We start from the raw sequence: 19,128 nt of genomic DNA, 5'->3' as shown, positions 1-19,128 counted from the left end.
AACATTTTCGTGCAATAGCAACAAGATACGATAAGCTTGAACGGAATTACGCCAGTATGTTGGCTCTGGCGTTTATCATTGTCTGGTTGCCCATGTGGGCTGAATGAATTATGACCTTAAAACATCAACAGACCCTAAAACAATTATCCTGATCGGCGCATATTCTCATCTTATATCCCCGCTTTTTTATAAATTGCTCTGATTATTATTTAAGCATGTGGTCACAAATTCAAAATTATCATCACCAGAGATTAATTCTTTCTGCTTGCTTAATATTTAGTTGATCTGTCTATTCTGTGTGCTTTGCGTCATGTTTTTTAACCATCATTGTTAATAATTCTTTTCTTTTGTGTTTTTCTTATGTTTCTGGTGTTGTGTGTGATGATGTTGACGTCAGGCATAACAATTGATTAATTGATAAGCGAAAAATAATAAAACAAGCTAAACATCACAAACGGGGTTCAAGTAATGACAATTTCCAAGAAAAAACAATCTGGTTTGTTAAAACTGGGTATCGGTCTTGTCGCATTGGCTGTTACAGCCAGTATTCAGGCAAAAACGTTGGTCTACTGCTCTGAAGGTTCTCCTGAAGGCTTCAACCCACAGTTATTCACTTCTGGTACAACTTATGATGCCAGTTCAGTCCCGATCTATAACCGTTTGGTGGATTTTAAATTAGGTACAACAGAGATCATTCCCAGTCTTGCTGAACGTTGGGACGTGAGTGACGACGGTAAGGTTTATACCTTCCATTTGCGCAAGGGAGTGAAGTGGCATAGCAGTAAGGAATTCAAACCTACCCGTGATTTTAATGCTGATGATGTGATTTTTACTTTTATGCGCCAGAAAGATAAAAATCATCCGTACCATCAGGTTTCGGGCGGCAGCTACGAATATTTTATTGGTATGGATATGGGGAATATCATCAGCAAAATAGAAAAAGTCGATGATTATACCGTCCGCTTTGTGCTGTCACAGCCTGAAGCTCCTTTCATGGCTAATCTGGCGATGGATTTTGCGTCGATCATGTCAGGGGAATATGCTGATGTGATGATGAAGGCAGGAACACCGGAGAAAGTTGACCTGAATCCAATTGGAACCGGCCCATTCCAGCTAGTGCAATATCAGAAAGACTCCCGAATTCTCTATAAGGCTTTTAAGGATTATTGGGAAGGGCCGGCAAAAATTGACCGCTTAGTCTTTTCCATTACGCCTGATGCTTCTGTGCGCTATGCAAAATTGCAGAAAAATGAATGTCAGGTTATGCCCTATCCAAACCCGGCAGATCTTGCGCGCATGAAACAAGATAAAAACATTGTCCTGAAAGAACAGGCGGGGCTGAATGTTGGTTATCTCTCCTTTAATGTCACTAAGCCACCGATGGATAATCAAAAAGTGCGTCAGGCACTGGCGATGGCGGTGAACAAAGACGCCATCATTGAGGCTGTCTATCAGGGTGCAGGGCAGAAAGCAAAAAACCTGATCCCACCGACCATATGGAGTTATGACAATGACATTAAAGATTACTCCTATGATCCCGCCAAAGCTAAGGAGCTGTTGAAAGAAGCTGGTTTCCCGAATGGTTTCGAAACCGATCTGTGGGCGATGCCAGTACAGCGTCCGTATAACCCGAACGCCCGCCGCATGGCGGAAATGATTCAGGCTGACTGGGCGAAAATTGGTGTTAAGGCCAAGATTGTCAGCTATGAATGGGGTGAATACCTGAAACGCGCCAAAGATGGTGAACCGAAGACCGTGATGATGGGATGGACAGGAGATAATGGCGATCCTGATAACTTCTTTGGCACTTTATTTAGCTGCGCTGCCAAAGAAAGGGGTTCCAACTATTCCAAATGGTGTTACAAGCCATTTGAAGACATTATCCAGCCAGCACGTCAAACCGCAGATATCAACAAGCGCACCGAGCTTTATAAGCAAGCACAAGTTGTTATGCATGAACAAGTACCTGCATTGATCATTGCCCACTCTACGGTTTATGAACCCATTCGTAAAGAAGTGAAGGGCTATGTGGTCGATCCTTTTAGTAAGCATCACTTTTACAACGTTGATCTCAAATAATTCTTGCTGTTGGGCTGTTGTGATTAACCATCCTCCCAGATTTTTCTGTGGGGATGGTTTCGCTTCTCTGAGGTATTTAAAAAGGGAACTCAGGATATGCTGCAATTTATCCTCCGACGTCTAGGGTTAGTGATCCCGACGTTTATTGGTATTACGCTGCTGACTTTCGCGTTTGTGCACATGATACCTGGTGATCCCGTGCTGATTATGGCGGGAGAGCGTGGTATTTCTGCTGAGCGTCATGCCCAATTGATGGCTGAAATGGGGTTGGATAAGCCTCTCTGGGAGCAATATTTTCATTATATCAATGGCGTGTTGCATGGTGATTTGGGGATCTCGTTGAAAAGCCGCATTCCTGTGTGGGATGAATTTGTTCCGCGTTTTAAAGCGACTTTCGAACTGGGCATCTGTGCCATGTTATTTGCCATCGCTGTCGGTATTCCAGTCGGTGTATTGGCGGCAGTCAAACGGGGGTCGGTCTTTGATCACACCGCGATTGGTTTGTCATTGACCGGCTACTCCATGCCCATTTTCTGGTGGGGGATCATGCTGATCATGCTGGTCTCAGTCCACTGGAACTTAACCCCTGTTTCTGGCCGAATCGCTGATAGTGTGTTTATTGATGACAGCAATCCCCTGACAGGATTTATGCTGATTGATACGCTGATCTGGGGTGAGGAGGGAGATTTCACTGATGCTGTCATGCACTTGATCCTGCCTGCCATTGTGCTGGGAACGATCCCATTAGCCGTCATCGTGCGCATGACACGCTCTTCCATGCTGGAAGTGCTGGGCGAAGATTATATCCGTACTGCCAGAGCAAAAGGACTAAGCCGCATTCGTGTCATTATCGTCCATGCGTTGCGTAATGCTTTGTTACCCGTAGTCACGGTGATTGGCTTGCAAGTGGGCATCATGTTGGCGGGTGCCATTCTGACAGAAACCATCTTCTCATGGCCAGGATTAGGGCGTTGGTTGATTGATGCCCTGCAACGTCGTGACTATCCCGTAGTACAAGGGGGAGTATTGTTGGTGGCTACCATGATTATTCTGGTCAATCTGGTGGTTGATTTGTTGTACGGCATTGTCAATCCGCGCATTCGTCATAAGAAATAGGAGCACATGATGACTCAAACAACTGAGCCTGTCGTATCGGGTGCGCCGAAATTAATGACGCCGATACAGGAATTTTGGCACTACTTTAAACGTAACAAAGGCGCAGTGATTGGCCTTGTCTATATTGTCCTGATGCTGCTGATTACATTATTAGCGGGGATACTAGCGCCGCACGGTCCGGCAGAACAGTTCCGTGATTCCTTGCTGATGCCTCCGGTATGGCAGGAAGGCGGAAGCTGGCAATTTATTCTCGGCACCGATGATGTTGGGCGCGATATTCTGTCCCGCCTAATGTATGGGGCACGCCTTTCATTATTGGTTGGCTGTCTGGTCGTAGTGATGTCTCTTATCATGGGTATCATTCTGGGGGTATTAGCTGGATATTTCGGCGGTATGGTGGATACCATTATCATGCGTATCGTCGATATTATGCTGGCCTTGCCAAGCCTGCTGCTGGCATTGGTGCTGGTGGCGATTTTTGGCCCATCAATTATCAATGCGTCATTGGCTCTGACTTTTGTCGCCTTGCCCCACTATATCCGTCTGACAAGGGCGGCGGTACTGGTGGAAGTTAACCGCGATTATGTGACCGCTTCCCAGGTAGCGGGTGCGGGAGCCATACGTCAGATGTTTATCAATATCCTGCCGAACTGCCTCGCGCCGTTAATTGTGCAAGCGTCATTAGGGTTTTCAAACGCTATTCTTGATATGGCGGCCTTAGGGTTTCTGGGAATGGGAGCGCAGCCACCGACGCCGGAATGGGGAACCATGCTGGCTGATGTTTTGCAATTTACCCAGAGTGCGTGGTGGGTGGTGACCTTTCCGGGGCTGGCTATCCTATTGACGGTACTGGCATTTAACCTGATGGGGGATGGGTTGCGTGATGCACTTGATCCCAAGCTCAAGCAGTAGGGGGATTGAGAAATGGCATTATTGAATGTAGACCAATTGTCGGTGCATTTCGGGGATGAAGATGTCCCATTCCGCGCTGTTGACCGTATTAGCTACCGTGTTGAGCAGGGAGAAGTTGTCGGCATCGTTGGAGAATCCGGCTCAGGCAAATCAGTCAGTTCATTGGCGATTATGGGGCTGATTGATTATCCGGGCAGAGTTATGGCTGAAAAACTGGAATTCGGTGGCCGTGACCTGACTAAAATTTCAGAAAAAGAGCGCCGTCAGTTAGTGGGTGCGGAAGTGGCGATGATTTTCCAAGATCCGATGACCAGTTTGAATCCGTGCTACACCGTCGGTTATCAGATTATGGAAGCCTTGAAAGTCCATCAGGGTGGCAACCGGAAAACGCGACATCAGCGGGCAATCGACTTATTGACTCAGGTGGGTATTCCCGATCCGGTCTCTCGTCTGGATGTTTATCCGCATCAATTATCGGGAGGGATGAGCCAGCGTGTGATGATCGCGATGGCTATCGCATGCCGTCCAAAGCTCCTGATTGCCGATGAACCGACAACAGCTCTGGATGTCACCATTCAGGCGCAAATCATCGAACTGTTGCTGGAATTGCAGCAGCAGGAAAACATGGCATTACTCTTGATCACCCATGATTTGGCGCTGGTAGCGGAAGCCGCCCACCATATTATTGTGATGTATGCCGGACAGGTGGTAGAAATTGGCAAAGCAACAGAAATCTTCCGCGCGCCCCGCCATCCTTATACGCAGGCATTATTGCGGGCATTGCCGGAATTTGCGGCGGATAAATCCCGTTTAGCATCATTGGCCGGCGTTGTTCCCGGAAAATATGATCGCCCAATGGGATGTCTGCTCAACCCCCGTTGCCCCTATGCCAATGAGCGCTGTCGTCAGGACGAGCCGTCATTGCAATCAATGAGAGGGCGTCAGGTTAAATGTCACATGCCACTGGATGATCAGGGGAGGCCAACAGTATGAATATTCAACAAAACAGAGAGCAGGAGAAGGCCGAAGCACCTTTGCTGCAAGCCACTGAATTGAAGAAGTACTATCCGGTGAAAACAGGCTTATTCTCGCCTGAGCGTATGGTTAAGGCGTTGGATGGTGTCTCATTTGAACTGGAAAAAGGTAAAACGCTGGCGGTTGTCGGCGAATCGGGCTGTGGCAAATCCACATTAAGCCGCCTGCTGACCATGATTGAAAAACCGACTGATGGGGAGCTTTATTATCTGGGACAAGATCTGTTGGTGCCAAATAAAGAAGCAGAAAAACTTCGTCGCCAGAAGATCCAGATTGTATTTCAAAATCCTTACGCTTCTTTAAATCCCCGTAAAAAAGTGGGACAGATTTTGGAAGAGCCATTACTGATTAATACTTCACTTACCGCGAGTGAACGCAAGGAAAAAGTCTTGCAGATGATGGCGAAAGTGGGATTAAAACCGGAACATTATGCGCGTTATCCGCATATGTTTTCTGGTGGTCAGCGGCAGCGTATCGCCATTGCCCGTGGATTAATGTTAAATCCAGACGTGGTGATTGCAGATGAACCCGTTTCAGCGTTGGATGTTTCCGTGCGAGCGCAGGTTCTGAACCTGATGATGGATTTGCAGCAGGAGCTGGGATTGTCTTACGTTTTTATATCCCATGACCTTTCAGTCGTCGAACATATTGCTGATGAAGTGATAGTGATGTATTTGGGACGTTGTGTTGAAAAAGGCAGTAAGGAAATGATTTTCAACAATCCGCGCCATCCTTACACACAGGCATTGTTGTCAGCGACGCCTCGCCTTAATCCTGAACTGCGCCGTGAACGTATTAAGCTGACGGGAGAGCTGCCAAGCCCGATGAATCCGCCGGCAGGGTGTGCGTTTGCTGCCCGTTGTCGTCGTGCATTTAGCCAGTGTACCCAATTCCAGCCTAAGTTAAAGCAATATGGCGGACAACTGATCGCGTGTTTCGCGGTCGAGCAGGAGGAAAATCCATCCACCTAATTGTATCTGACTGCGGTATAACGTTAACATCCTCTAAGCGACGAGGCCTTACGACATTTTTGGGCAAGTTGTAGTAGAATCGCTTGTAGTCGATCGTAGTATAAACGTTATACAATCGCTTTACTGAGTGATGCCGTTATATCTCGGTCATTTTCTCTCTTGTATTGCCATTCATCAAAATAAGACGACCACCAGTAAAATCAAGTATACTCGCTCACATTGTTAAGATGTGTTGGTCAGTATTTCTACTATTAGTTGGTATTGGTTTGGATAAGATGAAATTGCGTGTCAAACGTTCGTTAACCATTAAACAGATGGCCGCAGTGACAGGAGTCACTTTGGTTACCATTGCTATTTTCATCACCATCCAATTATCTCACCTATTACAGCAGAGGAAAGATGACTATATCAGCCAGCTTAACAATGCGGCTGTACAAATCCAGACACCTTTGGCAGAGGCATTGTTAAGTTCAGATCTCAACAAAGCGAAAACGCTGTTGATTGGATTGAAGACCTCAGGCATTCTGGGGCGAGCCGACGTACTATTACCTGATAATGTTCGGGTAATGAGTCTGGATTTTGCAACTCATCGCCCCATACCTGAACTGGCAAAGAAGGTTTTTGGTATTCCCATTGAGGTCAATATTCCTCTCTATGTTTATGGTGTTTCGCCGAAAACAGCAGAATCACAGGGACACCTTATTTTGCAGGTTGATTCCAATCGAGTGTATCGTTTTGCCTTGAATACACTGGCATTAATGTTGACTACTTATTTATTACTCGCACTGATTCTTACGGTGTCGATAAGCTGGTGTGTAAATCGCATTATCGTCCATCCATTGCGCGATATTGCGCGGGAGCTGAATGAAGAACGGCCGCCAGAGCCTATGCCTTGCCCTAAAAGCCATCAGGATGATGAGTTGGGGATACTGGTAAAAGGCTATAATCGTCAGGTTAATAAGCGGAAAACACCATCAAAATGAAACCTTACAAGATGAATGAAGGTCTAATTCTCGATGATAATATCCAGGTATGGCTGATTGTCTTAGGTTTTGCAGGATAAAACTAAACAGGTAGGGGTAAGTGAACATGCTGGGTAACAAAATCGGGTATCTTATTGGTGGTGCGATTCTGGCTACAACGTGTTTGGCACAAGCTGAAACCTTGCAACCTGATCCGGCCTGGCAACAAGGCAGACTTGAAAATGGATTCAGTTGGCAAATCCTGCAAACACCACAGCGGCCTAATGACAGAATACAGTTGCGGTTATTGGTAAAGACAGGCTCATTGTCTGAGAAAAACCTGCAACGGGGCTATACCTCCCTTATTCCTAAAATCGTCTTATCCAGCAGTAAAGATTTATCATCGCAGAAGCTGGAAAATTTATGGCACAATGCGATGGATACTGAAAATCCCTTTCCGCCTGCTATTGTTTCCTATGATTTCACCCTTTACAGTCTGAGCCTGCCAAATAATCGTGCTGATCTATTGCAAGACGCATTGATATGGTTATCCGATATTGCAGGTGGTGCGGTATTTACACCAGAGACACTGGCACAGGCCATGAAAGGGGATGCACATCTTGTAACGACTTTTCCATCTGATATCCAAGATCCAGTATGGCGTATGCGTCTGCAAGGTTCGACGCTTATCGACCATGACCCTGGGATGTCCGTATCAATGCCTGTCGATGTAAAAAAAGTCGAAAATTTTTATCATCAATGGTACACACCGGATGCGATAACACTGTATATCGCCGGGCATATTGATAACAGATTACTGCCAGAGCGGATTAAGCAAGCATTTGCGTCATTGAGGGGAAAACGGCAGACGCCAGTGCCCGTTCCCACCTTGCTGCCACTGAAAGCAGCAACGATTGGTGTAGTGAGTGATAAAGCCACACAGGATCGTTTGTCTTTGACCTGGAATCTGAACTGGTTGCCGATTAACGATTCGCAAACTTTGATTCAGTACTGGCTAAATGACCTGACGCGTGAAGCACTTTATCGTTACCTGCAATTGGGGCTTAAAGACAAACAGGATGACATGCAATTAGGTTTGGATTGCCGCGTGATATACCAGCGGGCGAACTGCTCATTAAACTTGGATTCCCCTACGGATAAGCTGATGGGATCTACGCTTTATCTGGCTTCCCAATTGTCATCATTGCGGGAAAATGGATTACCACAGGAACAATTTGATGAACTTTATGCTCAGAAGCGGAGCCAGCTCCAGCAGCTATTTGCTATGTATGCCCGCACAGATACCGATATTTTGATTAGCCAGCGTCTGTTGTCACAGCAAAATAATGTGATAGATATTGCCCCTGAACAATTCCAACGGTTAAGACAGGCATTTTTATCCTCCCTGACACCACAACGCTTGAATAAGAAACTGCAAGAGATGCTGTCTCAAGAAATCTCTTTTATTCTGGTGCAACCAAAAGGTGAAGTGCCGATTGATGTTAATCAAATCAAAAATAGCTTTAACCAGATTATGAGACCAGGGCCGCAGCCGGAGAAACCGAAAGAGCCTAAAACAGTGAGCGATGGGGAATAAGAAGGTAAACGGGGTTCATTCCCCCAGTCATATTGGTGCATTTGCCTTGAGGCTCTTTTCAAGACACGTCTCAGGAGGTAACTTATGCCTAACTTTTCACACAGAAAAATATTACAGGCTGCGGCTATCGGGGCAGACTATCCATCACTACCCGCCTCGATTCACAAAGCGCTAGCCATCCCCGCCAACAACCGAACCGGTACTATTAATGATGTGGAGCATGTAGTGATCCTGATGCAGGAAAACCGCTCCTTCGACCATTATTTCGGCACTTTGCCTGGCGTTCGTGGTTTTAGCGACCGTATCACCATTCCACTTCCCGATGGTCGCAACATCTGGCAGCAACAGGGAGATGGGCGGTTGGTCTTGCCTTATTATCTGGACAGCCGATGCGGTAATGCACAGCGGGCTGGTGGTACGCCTCATTCCTGGGGGGATGAACACTCCGCTTGGGACAATGGCCGTATGAATGCCTGGCCAACCTATAAAACAACAACCTCAATGGGCTATTACTGCCAGACCGAGCTGCCGTACCAGTTTGCTTTAGCCAACGCCTTTACCTTGTGTGACGCATATCATTGTTCGATCCATGCAGGAACCAATCCCAACCGTCTGTTCCTCTGGAGCGGCACCAACGGTCCCAGTGCCGCTAACGTTGCCGCAGTGATCAATGAATGGGACACTCCTGGTCCTCCAGAGGAAGGATATACATGGAAAACCTACCCAGAGCGACTGGAGGAGAACGGTATTAGCTGGAAAGTTTATCAATACCTGCCGGACAACTTCGGTGATAACCCGCTGGCTGGTTTCCGCCAGTACCGTACTGCCAGCGTCGGGGCCGGTAATCCGGCACAGCCGCCGCAGGATTTCAACGATTTTGTCCCCTACAGTGATGAACTGAACGATAAGATCCCGCTGTATAAGGGCAACGGCAATACTCTGCCGGCTGCCAGCGGTGACGATTTGGAAACGATACTGGCCGGATTCCGTGCCGAGGTGAAGAAGGGCAAGCTGCCACAGGTAAGCTGGATAGTTGCACCGGAGGCCTATTGTGAGCATCCAGTACCTTCTTGTCCTGTACAGGGTGGCTGGTTCATTCAGGAGATCCTCAATGCGCTGACAGAAGACCCGCAGGTGTGGAGCAAAACGGTATTGCTGGTGAATTTCGATGAGAATGATGGTTTCTTTGACCACATACCTTCGCCCTCTGCGCCGTCGCAACGGAAAGACCGTAGTTTCGCCGGCAAGTCCACAGTACCATTTGACACCGAAATCTTCCAACACCCAGCCCCAGAGGGATCGCAGTGGCAGCCGCCACCAGATGGGCTTATTTATGGCCCTGGGCCGCGGGTGCCTATGTTGATACTGTCACCCTGGAGTCGCGGAGGTTGGGTTAACTCACAGGTATTCGATCACACCTCAGTCCTACAGTTTTTGGAAAAGCGTTTCTGTGTACGCGAGCCGAATATCAGCGATTGGCGGCGTGCAGTGTGCGGTGATCTCACTTCAGCGTTCAACTTTGTCAATCCCAACAATGAAGTGCCCCGTTTGCCGGCCATCACGCGACAGGCAGCAGACAGCCTGCGCTGGTGCCAAGAGGAGTTACCACGGGTGCCGTTACCGGAGGTTGGAAAGCAACAATTGCCGTATCAATGGCGACAGATTCGCCCATCCCGCGCGTTGCCTTACCGACTTAATGTTGAAGCCTCGGCTTATCCCGATAAAGGTTTACTGACACTGAGCTTTCACAACACAGGCGAACAGGGTGTGGTATTTCATGTTTACGACAGGCTGCATCTGGATGATATCCCGCGGCGTTATACTGTTGAAGCAGGTAAATCGCTTAGTGATGACTGGCAGACGGCAGATAACTATGATCTCTGGTTGCTAGGACCCAACGGTTTTCACCGTGCGCTGAGCGGCTCACTGACACAGCAACAGCCAGCAGTGAGCCAAATAGCGAATAATACCTGCCTGCAACTAGAACTGAACAATCCGAGTGACACAACGGTGGAGATCACGATAAAACGCTGCCCATATACATTGCAGGGACCGTGGCACATTGAAATGCCAGCGGGAAGCTGTCACAGCCAGACTTTTGACATCCGCATCAGTGGTGGCTGGTACGATATTTCACTGGTGGGGCCAAAAGGGTGGTACCGTCGCTTGGCGGGTAGACTGGAAAACGGTGAGCACAGCATCAGCGATCCATTGATGGGAGAGGAATAAGATAATCGTGCCTGATATGCAAAAAACGGAAAATGGATTCTATCTATCGTCCTAAGGGGCGGTTTAACCCGCCCCGATTTAAATAGTTAATGCTTTCTGAAACTCTTAACTCACTTCTTCGCGGCAGCCCGTAACTCAGTCACGTTTTTACCCCCAATTCCCCAATTATCCGTTTCTACTTCATCAATAATCACAAAAGTCGTTGCCGGATTTTTCCCAAGTACATCGACCAGCAATTGGGTTGCACCTTCAATCAATTGTTTTTTTTGCTCAGCGGTTGCGCCTTCACGGGTAATTCTGATGTTCACAAATGGCATAAAAATGACTCCTTTTTGGGTTTGTGATTACAGTGGGTACAGCAAAAAACAGTCTTATTTATTGATGTTTATCTGGTTTTCTTCTCTTCCGCAGTGGCGATCCAAGCGGCGCAAAACAGTGTCAGGCGGGCAAAGAAATAGAAGAATGCCATTAAGCCAATCACCGAACCAAAAGCAGCTCCTGAAGGGGAACTGGCAAGGCGTGGCAGCATCATGGTCATAATAGATTTGATGACTTCAAATCCAATGGCTGCCATTAAGGTGCCTTTGAACAGGGCTGTTCTTTCAGGGCGATGACGTGGCAAGATCCACAATATCCAAAGGAATAACAAATAATTGGCTGAAATGGAAATAGTCATGCCAATTGATGTCCATGCCGGCCGGAGCCATTCGATACCCTCCAGTCCTAGGGCGTGGACGATAGTGGCTTGGGCAGAGCCTGCTATGGAAGTCAGAGAAAGAGTGATGACCAACGCAAATAGCAGGCCGAATAAGGAGAAAAAGTCGCGAATATACTGGAAGTAAATCTTCTCTTTATCTTCATGATCGCGTTCCCAGACATCTCTGGATTGGGCGAGTATTGCCTCGCGTAAATTTCCGACCCAGTTCATACCTGAATAAAGTGCGAGCGCCAGACCGGTCAAGCCTACGGTTGTTCTTTGATTAACCGCAGTGTCTACGCTGTTTTTCAGCGTGTTGGCGAGAGCAGGATCACTGATGCTGTTGGCGATACCATTGATCAAACGTGCCAGCAAGTCAGGGTTGGAAGCCAACACAAAACCAGCGACGGCAAAAGAGAGCATCAGAATTGGGATTAAGGATAGAAACGAAAAATAGGTGATGGCAGCCCCAAATTGGCTGCCCATTCGATCATTGAAACGTTGTGCCGCCCGAATAAAGTGGGCAATAAAAGGAATGCGGCGGATAGCATTGCCAATACGGATGGTTACGGAAAGTGCTTTTTTACTGCCATATAGCCCTTTCTCTAATGGTGTAAGATCCTTCCCTGTATTGCGTTGTTTCTTTTGTGCATGGTTATCTGGCATTACATCCCCTGACGAAAAAATATGTATGCGAAAAAAGAGTAACAGGCAAAATGGAAAAGGCAACTGGTGAGGAGAATTGAAAAAGTACGGCAGCCTTATAGTGGCTACCGTACAGAAGATCAATCGATCAATCTAATTGACGACCTTTAACTTCACTGTGGACGGTTGGAAGCTCAGTATCGTGACCCTCATTTTTCACAAAAGGAACTTTACCAGAGAAAATATCTTTTTGTGCAGAGGTTGCCAGAGCGGTGAGGGAGCCGGGTACATCAACGCCTAAGTTTTTGCCCTTATCGTATCCTGCGATAGATTGGTGGTTAGTTTGCAGGGTATTCAGCGAGACAGCACCTTGCGCGCTATCAATTTTGCTGCCCACTAAAGAGGTTGTTCCAGAGACATCCAGATTAACCCCTTGAGTGCCGGTCAATGTTGCCTGCTTACCAACAGCTTCTCGATCGAGAGTATCGTAATTGCCTTTGAGTTTGCCATCAAAGCCCTTGAACGTGGCTTTCAATTGATCTGTCAAACTGGGTGCTTTATCTCCAGTTTTAGTGTTGTTAGCCGCCGCAGTTTCAACAGCTTCTTTAGCAACCGCATCCCCTTTGACGGTTTTGCTATAACCCAAACCCGCATCCAGACCCACATTCAGGCTATGAGTGCTGTCTTTGCGGCTTTCGACATTGAAATTGCCACCGACGTTACCCGTTACCTGATCAGCATCGACATTAGCGCCCTTAAGCGAGGTATCCCCTGCACTGGTCAGGTTAACATTGCCACCGGAAACCTGTGCGTTGCGGTGTGTGGTTTGATCCAGTTGGTTAACGCCAAATTTCAATTCACCGCCAATGTTATATTTGCTGTCGATGATTCTGTTAGCCGGATCGGTTGTTGCTGCCGCACCATCTCCTCCGTCTTTACGAGCTGTAGAGGACATACCACCTTTCGCTTTAGCCCCGACATTCCAACCATCGGTGTTAGCCGTATCCTGAGCCGAAGTCAGTTCGATTTTCCCACGTTGTGCGGTTAAGTCCACCTGTTTGCCAGAAACGTTGGCGCCTTGCAACGTCAGGTTATTGCCTGCATTCAGGTTCACCCCTTGCCCACCAGTGATATTGCTGGTTTGAGCGGTAGTCTTGCTCTGATTGTCGGTGTTATAACCACCACCGAGGCCGCCACTGAAATTCTTGCCATCAGGGTTGGTTCCCACGGTCAGGGAAATCTCCCCATTGTAACCATTGCTTTGTTTCTCATTGCGGTTGGTGGCTTGATTGAACTGAATATTTCCACCTGCATTAACGTTGGCTGAACCTTTGCCCGCATTGATTGAGGTGCTCTGGTAGTGTGCATCTCTGGTCACCTGAACATTAACGCCGTTTTGGGCATTGATGCTACTGGTCATTGCGCTGGTATTGTTGTTGGATGTTTCTTTATGGCTGCCATTGCCTTTGCCACTCACGGAGATATCTGCCCCTGTTGTGGTGTAGACGCGTAAGCTGGCATCGCCAGTCGTGTCAGCGGTATGGGCGTTTTGGCTGTTGGTTGCTGCTTCACTGGTATGGCTACCCGCAGTCAGCGACACACCACCCTTGTTAGCCTGGTATTGCGTACCCTGGTCATAGATGTCACCGTTGGTGGTGACTTTGACATCGCCCGCCTGAATGGTTGTCACCACTGCATTAGACTGGTGATTGTTGGTGTAACGGCTGTTGCCATTCATCGCCAGTTCAATACCGGCATTAGGCAAACCCGTCTTTGTGATGGCAGTATCCAGTTTCTTATCTGCGGCAGCTTTGGCGGTTTTTTCCACCGGACGAGTGGTTGCACTGTAATCGGCAGTCCCGCTAATTTCTCCACCTACCTGTAATTGGCTAGTTGAGCTTGATTCGGTATTGGCCGTTGCTACATTTTTAATGCTACCGGCATTAGCCTGATAGGAACCTTGTACTTGGTGATCTGTACCCTGTTGCTTCAATTCACCCATTGCATTCAGCTCAAGGTTGCCATTCACCTGGGTTTTCGCCACCTCTGCGTTGGTTCGGCTGTCGGATTTTCCATTGCTGTTGTAAGTTCCTTCAACACCACTGCCAAGCTTGTCCATGCCGCCAGTGACAAACACACTGCTGCTCAGTTTTTCTTGTGAGGTTGAAGTTGATGTGCTGTTTTCCCCAGCCAGCAACGCAATGTTATTTCCGGTAATTTTCGCATCACCCTGGGTTGTGACCAATTTAGAGCCAGTCACGGTGACATTTTGACCTGCATTAATGGTAAGGCTGCCACCATTCAGTTCGGACAGGCGTTGTGCTGTGCTGTCATTTTGCTGTCTATCCGTTGTGTGTTCAAAACCCACACCAGCACGATATTGGTTATCTTTCATATCCTTGGCGTAATACTGCCAGTCAAGGTTGGTTTTTTCCTGCTGGTATTGATTCTTCTCCCCATAATTCAGGATATTGATATTGCCCGACGTATTCAGTTGTAGCTCGTCAGCACTTTTGGCCAAACTGCCAATGACATTGATGTCTTTATTACTGAGTAATTTCAGATCTGCATCAGAAATCAATTGACTGCCGGAAGATTTTTGCTGTTTGTTGTGTTCTTGATTCGTATTTTTGGTGATGTTGAAGATGGTTCCTTTTCTTTCATCCACCTCTTTAGAAATATGGCTGACTGCATTATCGATAGTTAACTGCCCTTCATTGGCTGAAACATAAGCGCCTTTTTGGGCTTTGACCTTACTGCCTGTAATGGTGACATCATTTTCACCAGACAGCAGCAAGAGCTCGCCCGCCGTCACTTCGGAAATATGATGGGTTTCTGACTTATCGCGGTTATCTTTTTTGCTGCCACCCGCAATACCGCCCCAATAGGTTTTATCCTTGGCAACACTCTGATCATCAACGAGGGATTGCACAGTAATGTTGGCTTTCTGACCCGCAGAGATAATCAGGTTTTTGCCTGAATTAATGTGCGTACCGATAATATCAATATCGCCTTTCGCCTCGATACCTAAAATCCCGCCTGCGCTTAATTCATTACCGGTGCTTCTTTGGGTGGTGTTGACTTTATTCCAATGACCTGTTTGCAGTGATGCTGAATGGTTCTTTTTATATCCCTTCTCTGAGGTTATTTCTGATTCTATCAGACCTGCCAGTTTCACCTCTTTTTCGGCTGATACGGACAACTGTTTATCGGCTTTGATCTTACTGCCAAGAACTTCTACATTGCCTTCACTGGCGGCCAAATGGACATTTTCACGGGCGTTGATGGTATTGCCTTCGTATTGATGCTTTTCACTCTCATGGGTGACATCATATTGCCAAGACATTTTCCATTGATTGTTGGTGCTACGGTCAAGTTGATGAAGTTGTTGCCCATCCAGTTTCAGGTTGGCGCCAGTCAGTTTGACATTATTCCCTTCTATATCGGTTGCCATCACATGGTTGTTTTGTTTGGCCACCAGCGTGATGTTTTTGCCTGCTAATTGGGTACGGGCAACAGATTCACTGCGTTGCTTTTGTTCGGTATAAAGACCACTAAAAATGTTTTGGTGATTATCACTGCCCGCTTTGTTTGATGGAGATTGGTTCAGGCGTCCTTGGGACAGAACGTTATGACCATCTAAGGTAATATCTCCACCTTGCAGGTTAGCGGCTTCCAGTTTGATATCACCGTAAGATTCAATCTCTATGCCGTTGTCAGCCGTCATTTTACCTTGTAGGTTAACTCCACTCCCTGCCGCCGTGTTCAGCAGACGAATGCGTCCTGCCCGCATACTGCCCAAATAATAGCTATCGAGTGCGCCAATATTCGCTTGCTGAGTATCCAGAATGTGACCATCGGTCGAAATCTTGTTATTCCCTGTGGTGATATTGAGATTTTTTGCGGTGATCTCCTGACCATTGATATCAATTTTGGGGGCAATCAGATTCAGCACATCATTATGGGATAAGCCCTTGTTGTTGATATTCAGGGCGTTCAGATTATCAAAGGTGTTGAAGCCTTGCAGGATCCCATTTTCCACCAATGGATTGCCGACCACCAATGACGCCTGATTGGTATTGATAAAACCGCAGCCGTTACAAGTGATACCGTTGGGGTTTGCCAGCACATAATCGGCGGCGATACCAAATATTTCCTGTTCGCCGAGCAGGAGTGAAGGATGACGGCTAATCACCTCATTTAAGATCACATTTGCAACTTGTCCATTGAGGTTACTGTTGGCAGATAATTCACCTGCCAGTTGTGATGTTCCATTCTCCAGAGAGTTATTGAATACCGCCCCCATTTGATTAACGTTGAAATCCTGGTATTGGTTATGTGATAACCCTGATTCGGAAGGGGCAACGATATTTACCACGGTTGCACCGGTATCAGCTTGAATAACATCCGGGCTGTGTGCGGCATCACCACCAGGCGTAATTCCATTAGCGAAACTGACTGAACTGGTTGCCAGAATAATTGCCATAGAGACGGCAAGTTTTCCTGTAGGAGACAATTTAAATTTTTTACTTTTCATATGATTACCTTATTTGCTTCTTTTATTGCCATGAGCAGTGCTCTGGGGATCATTGTTCCAGGAAATTATGCTAGAAATGATCCCCACAACTGGCTGCGGTTAAAAAAACATCAAATGGTTCAAAAACTAAAAAGTGTAAGAAAAGCGGGTTAACAGTTGCATAGGTTCATCCGTGTCCCTATTTTGGTGAGAAAGTAATCTGCCGCGGCTGACCTCAACATCTGCAAAGAGTTGCTGATAGCGTAGTGTCAAACCTGCACTTAATCCGGCACTGCTTTTCCATCCATCCTGACTGCGATAGCCTTTAACCTGGCCGATATCCACGCCAGTACGCAGCGAAAGTGAGCCTTTGCCAATGGGGATCGAGTGGGAAAGCGTATTTCTTAAATACCAGCCGTTATCAGCCGATGACACATTTTTGCTAAATCCTCGCACGGCATTACGGTCGGTCATAGTTATCCACTCAACACCGGGTAGCCCGCTTTTACTGTACTGGGTATAAAATTGGCTACTAAATTGGTAAGGCATATCAAAGAGTGTGAAACGCTGTTGCAAATTTGCCGAGAATTTCCCTTTGGTAAACTGTTTATTCAGGCTGGCTGTAGAGGTTTGGGCACCGAACCACGGCATTCCTCGCTCAATACTCATATTGAGGGAGATCACCCCTGAAGGGATAAGTTGCAAATGGCTAATACCCAGTTCGAGGACACTCAATGTCTGGCTACTGACGGTGAGCCTGGCGTCCTGGAAATGGTTTGTGTAATTCTTATAAATAAATTGGGCGTTTAATGTACTGATTTGCGACTGGTTACGATGAAAGACCCAATCGGCACGCATGCCTGTTTGTTGTGAATTCCCGTACAATTTGGCCGAATTTATCTTTAAACGGGGATGGCTAGTGTATTGGGAATAACTGTTGAACCCACTCAATGTTACGGCTCCATAGGGGAGCGAATAGAGAAAAGTATAGGCGCGATTATATTGGGTATTAGGTTTATCTACGGTACTGGCGCCGCTGAGGCTGACAAAGTCAGATAACCCTAATGGGCTATCGACGCTGGCATTGAGTCGCGTGATCCATTTGCCCGTGTTTTTCTGGCCATAATTATCGGTTGTGGTGGTTATTCTCCACGGGGAAGCGTGTTGATTGTGCAACCTGACGATGGAGCCACCATTAACTGTACCGGGCAGAATATCGAGAGTGGTTTTGTTTGATTGCAAACGATTTGCCTGATCCAGCCCTTGATCAAGCTGATTCAGGTTGAGTGGTTTATTTGTCAAATGTGGGAATAGTGTTTGGCTATTGACCCAACGGTCATCCCCTTCTATCGCCTCGACAAAACCTTCAACAACATTGATCCCTAGCTCGCCATTGGTGTTGGGGGGAATAAACTGAATCCGCGCTGTAATATAACCTTTAGCAATATAAAGGTTGGTGATTTCCGCTGACAGCTTGTTGATGTCATTGCTGGTGATACAGCTATCGGGCAGGGCACTGAGTGTATGCAAATCTTTTAAGGAGAGTAAAGTAATACCTTGAAGGTAAACGCCCTTAACCGCTAAACAGGGCGGTGCTTCCTTCAGTACGGGTGAGACAGTTTGTGGAGAAACGCTATCTGTGCGATTCATCAACCCTTGATGACGGCGCTCTTCAATTAACTGGTCTATTTCCCGTGAACTATCTTGTAAGGTTCTTCTTGCTTCATCGGTAGAGAAAGCTGTTTCATTGATAGGGAAAGCCGGATTCAGCGCGTCAGACGATGCGCTCACCTGCAACGCGGTACATAATAAGATGAAGGTTGTCGTCCTTTTAATCATGGAAATACCCAAATGACAATAGTTGATGGGAAATGTATCGTGTTGGGTTAGGTTTAAACATCCTAGTTTATTAATTGGGCATTAGAGCATAGAAAATCTTTTATGTTGTTCTGATTAATAAGAGTGTTTTGTTAAGAATGATAATTTCCAGTTATAAATTTACATTAGTGATTTATGATAATTCATTTTAGTTATGTATTATCTCAATGTGAAGAATTAAGTGAAATTTAATTTTGGTTAATCAGTATCTAAGCAGAATAATGAGGTGGAGTTAGATGGTTTTTCTATATTTTGAGCTTTCCATTTGAAAATTTTACTTATGGAATGTTGAAAAAAAGGGGGGGTGGAGGGAATATAAAACGTAAGAGCAGATATTTTTTAGTCAAATGATTTGGTCGTAAATTAATCATGCATGAAATTATAAATTCATCTAAGTCCTCAAGAGAAATTAATTGCAAATTGGTCACCATAACCAGCTAATAATGTATTGATCTCATATTCCATGGTTTCCTGAGTCCAGGTGATAAAAC

At 46.5% G+C, this 19,128-nt stretch carries 12 protein-coding genes and 1 pseudogene; 9 read left to right on the top strand and 4 right to left on the bottom strand.

The features are described 5' to 3' along the window. The 9 genes and pseudogenes from Xedl_RS25805 to Xedl_RS14940 all read left to right on the top strand — a co-directional run. A pseudogene (locus Xedl_RS25805) lies at positions 1-107 on the top strand (IS5/IS1182 family transposase); the annotation flags it as partial. A 361-nt stretch (positions 108-468) separates the two neighbouring features. After that, positions 469-2,079, top strand: a complete 1,611-nt coding sequence (gene dppA / locus Xedl_RS14975; protein WP_074024626.1) for a dipeptide ABC transporter periplasmic-binding protein DppA — start codon at positions 469-471, stop codon at positions 2,077-2,079. A gap of 96 nt (positions 2,080-2,175) precedes the next feature. Continuing rightward, positions 2,176-3,195, top strand: coding sequence for a dipeptide ABC transporter permease DppB (gene dppB, locus Xedl_RS14970; RefSeq protein ID WP_074024625.1), 1,020 nt, complete (start codon positions 2,176-2,178; stop codon positions 3,193-3,195). 9 nt (positions 3,196-3,204) lie between these two features. After that, a complete protein-coding gene (dppC, locus tag Xedl_RS14965; RefSeq protein WP_074024624.1) occupies positions 3,205-4,107 on the top strand; it encodes a dipeptide ABC transporter permease DppC in 903 nt (300 codons plus the stop codon). A gap of 12 nt (positions 4,108-4,119) precedes the next feature. After that, the gene (dppD, locus tag Xedl_RS14960) at positions 4,120-5,100 is read left to right on the top strand and encodes a dipeptide ABC transporter ATP-binding protein (protein WP_074024623.1); all 981 of its coding nucleotides are present in this window, start codon (positions 4,120-4,122) and stop codon (positions 5,098-5,100) included. Next, the gene (gene dppF / locus Xedl_RS14955) at positions 5,097-6,113 is read left to right on the top strand and encodes a dipeptide ABC transporter ATP-binding subunit DppF (RefSeq protein ID WP_074024622.1); all 1,017 of its coding nucleotides are present in this window, start codon (positions 5,097-5,099) and stop codon (positions 6,111-6,113) included. The genes dppD and dppF overlap by 4 nt, the downstream gene beginning before the upstream one ends. 275 nt (positions 6,114-6,388) lie before the next feature. Continuing rightward, on the top strand, positions 6,389-7,096 hold the full coding sequence (locus Xedl_RS14950; RefSeq protein WP_074024621.1) for a HAMP domain-containing protein: 708 nt from the start codon (positions 6,389-6,391) through the stop codon (positions 7,094-7,096). A gap of 106 nt (positions 7,097-7,202) precedes the next feature. Continuing rightward, on the top strand, positions 7,203-8,672 hold the full coding sequence (locus Xedl_RS14945; protein ID WP_074024620.1) for an insulinase family protein: 1,470 nt from the start codon (positions 7,203-7,205) through the stop codon (positions 8,670-8,672). Between the two features lie 84 nt (positions 8,673-8,756). Continuing rightward, positions 8,757-10,901, top strand: a complete 2,145-nt coding sequence (locus tag Xedl_RS14940; protein WP_074024619.1) for a phosphocholine-specific phospholipase C — start codon at positions 8,757-8,759, stop codon at positions 10,899-10,901. A gap of 110 nt (positions 10,902-11,011) precedes the next feature. Here the strand turns inward: Xedl_RS14940 and Xedl_RS14935 are convergent, their stop codons facing one another. From Xedl_RS14935 to Xedl_RS14920, 4 genes are all read right to left on the bottom strand, one after another. Beyond that, a complete protein-coding gene (locus tag Xedl_RS14935) occupies positions 11,012-11,218 on the bottom strand; it encodes a 2-hydroxymuconate tautomerase family protein (protein ID WP_045957420.1) in 207 nt (68 codons plus the stop codon). A gap of 68 nt (positions 11,219-11,286) precedes the next feature. Beyond that, on the bottom strand, positions 11,287-12,264 hold the full coding sequence (gene yhjD, locus Xedl_RS14930) for an inner membrane protein YhjD (RefSeq protein ID WP_074024618.1): 978 nt from the start codon (positions 12,262-12,264) through the stop codon (positions 11,287-11,289). A 127-nt stretch (positions 12,265-12,391) separates the two neighbouring features. After that, the gene (locus Xedl_RS14925) at positions 12,392-16,780 is read right to left on the bottom strand and encodes a hemagglutinin repeat-containing protein (RefSeq protein WP_074024617.1); all 4,389 of its coding nucleotides are present in this window, start codon (positions 16,778-16,780) and stop codon (positions 12,392-12,394) included. Positions 16,781-16,906: 126 nt separating this feature from the next. Next, positions 16,907-18,598: a ShlB/FhaC/HecB family hemolysin secretion/activation protein gene (locus Xedl_RS14920; protein ID WP_074024616.1), complete on the bottom strand. Its 1,692-nt coding sequence runs from the start codon at positions 18,596-18,598 to the stop codon at positions 16,907-16,909. Positions 18,599-19,128: the final 530 nt, after the last annotated feature.

The organism is Xenorhabdus eapokensis (assembly GCF_001908105.1).
This window is presented reverse-complemented; position numbering and strand designations above follow the sequence as displayed.

Coding starts and splice junctions, on each gene's coding strand:
- dppA (WP_074024626.1), top strand. CDS start 469: ATGACAATTTCCAAGAAAAAACAATCTGGTTTGTTAAAACTGGGTATC.
- dppD (WP_074024623.1), top strand. CDS start 4,120: ATGGCATTATTGAATGTAGACCAATTGTCGGTGCATTTCGGGGATGAA.
- dppF (WP_074024622.1), top strand. CDS start 5,097: ATGAATATTCAACAAAACAGAGAGCAGGAGAAGGCCGAAGCACCTTTG.
- Xedl_RS14925 (WP_074024617.1), bottom strand. CDS start 16,780: ATGAAAAGTAAAAAATTTAAATTGTCTCCTACAGGAAAACTTGCCGTC.
- Xedl_RS14935 (WP_045957420.1), bottom strand. CDS start 11,218: ATGCCATTTGTGAACATCAGAATTACCCGTGAAGGCGCAACCGCTGAG.
- Xedl_RS14920 (WP_074024616.1), bottom strand. CDS start 18,598: ATGATTAAAAGGACGACAACCTTCATCTTATTATGTACCGCGTTGCAG.
- yhjD (WP_074024618.1), bottom strand. CDS start 12,264: ATGCCAGATAACCATGCACAAAAGAAACAACGCAATACAGGGAAGGAT.
- Xedl_RS14950 (WP_074024621.1), top strand. CDS start 6,389: ATGAAATTGCGTGTCAAACGTTCGTTAACCATTAAACAGATGGCCGCA.
- dppB (WP_074024625.1), top strand. CDS start 2,176: ATGCTGCAATTTATCCTCCGACGTCTAGGGTTAGTGATCCCGACGTTT.
- dppC (WP_074024624.1), top strand. CDS start 3,205: ATGACTCAAACAACTGAGCCTGTCGTATCGGGTGCGCCGAAATTAATG.
- Xedl_RS14945 (WP_074024620.1), top strand. CDS start 7,203: ATGCTGGGTAACAAAATCGGGTATCTTATTGGTGGTGCGATTCTGGCT.
- Xedl_RS14940 (WP_074024619.1), top strand. CDS start 8,757: ATGCCTAACTTTTCACACAGAAAAATATTACAGGCTGCGGCTATCGGG.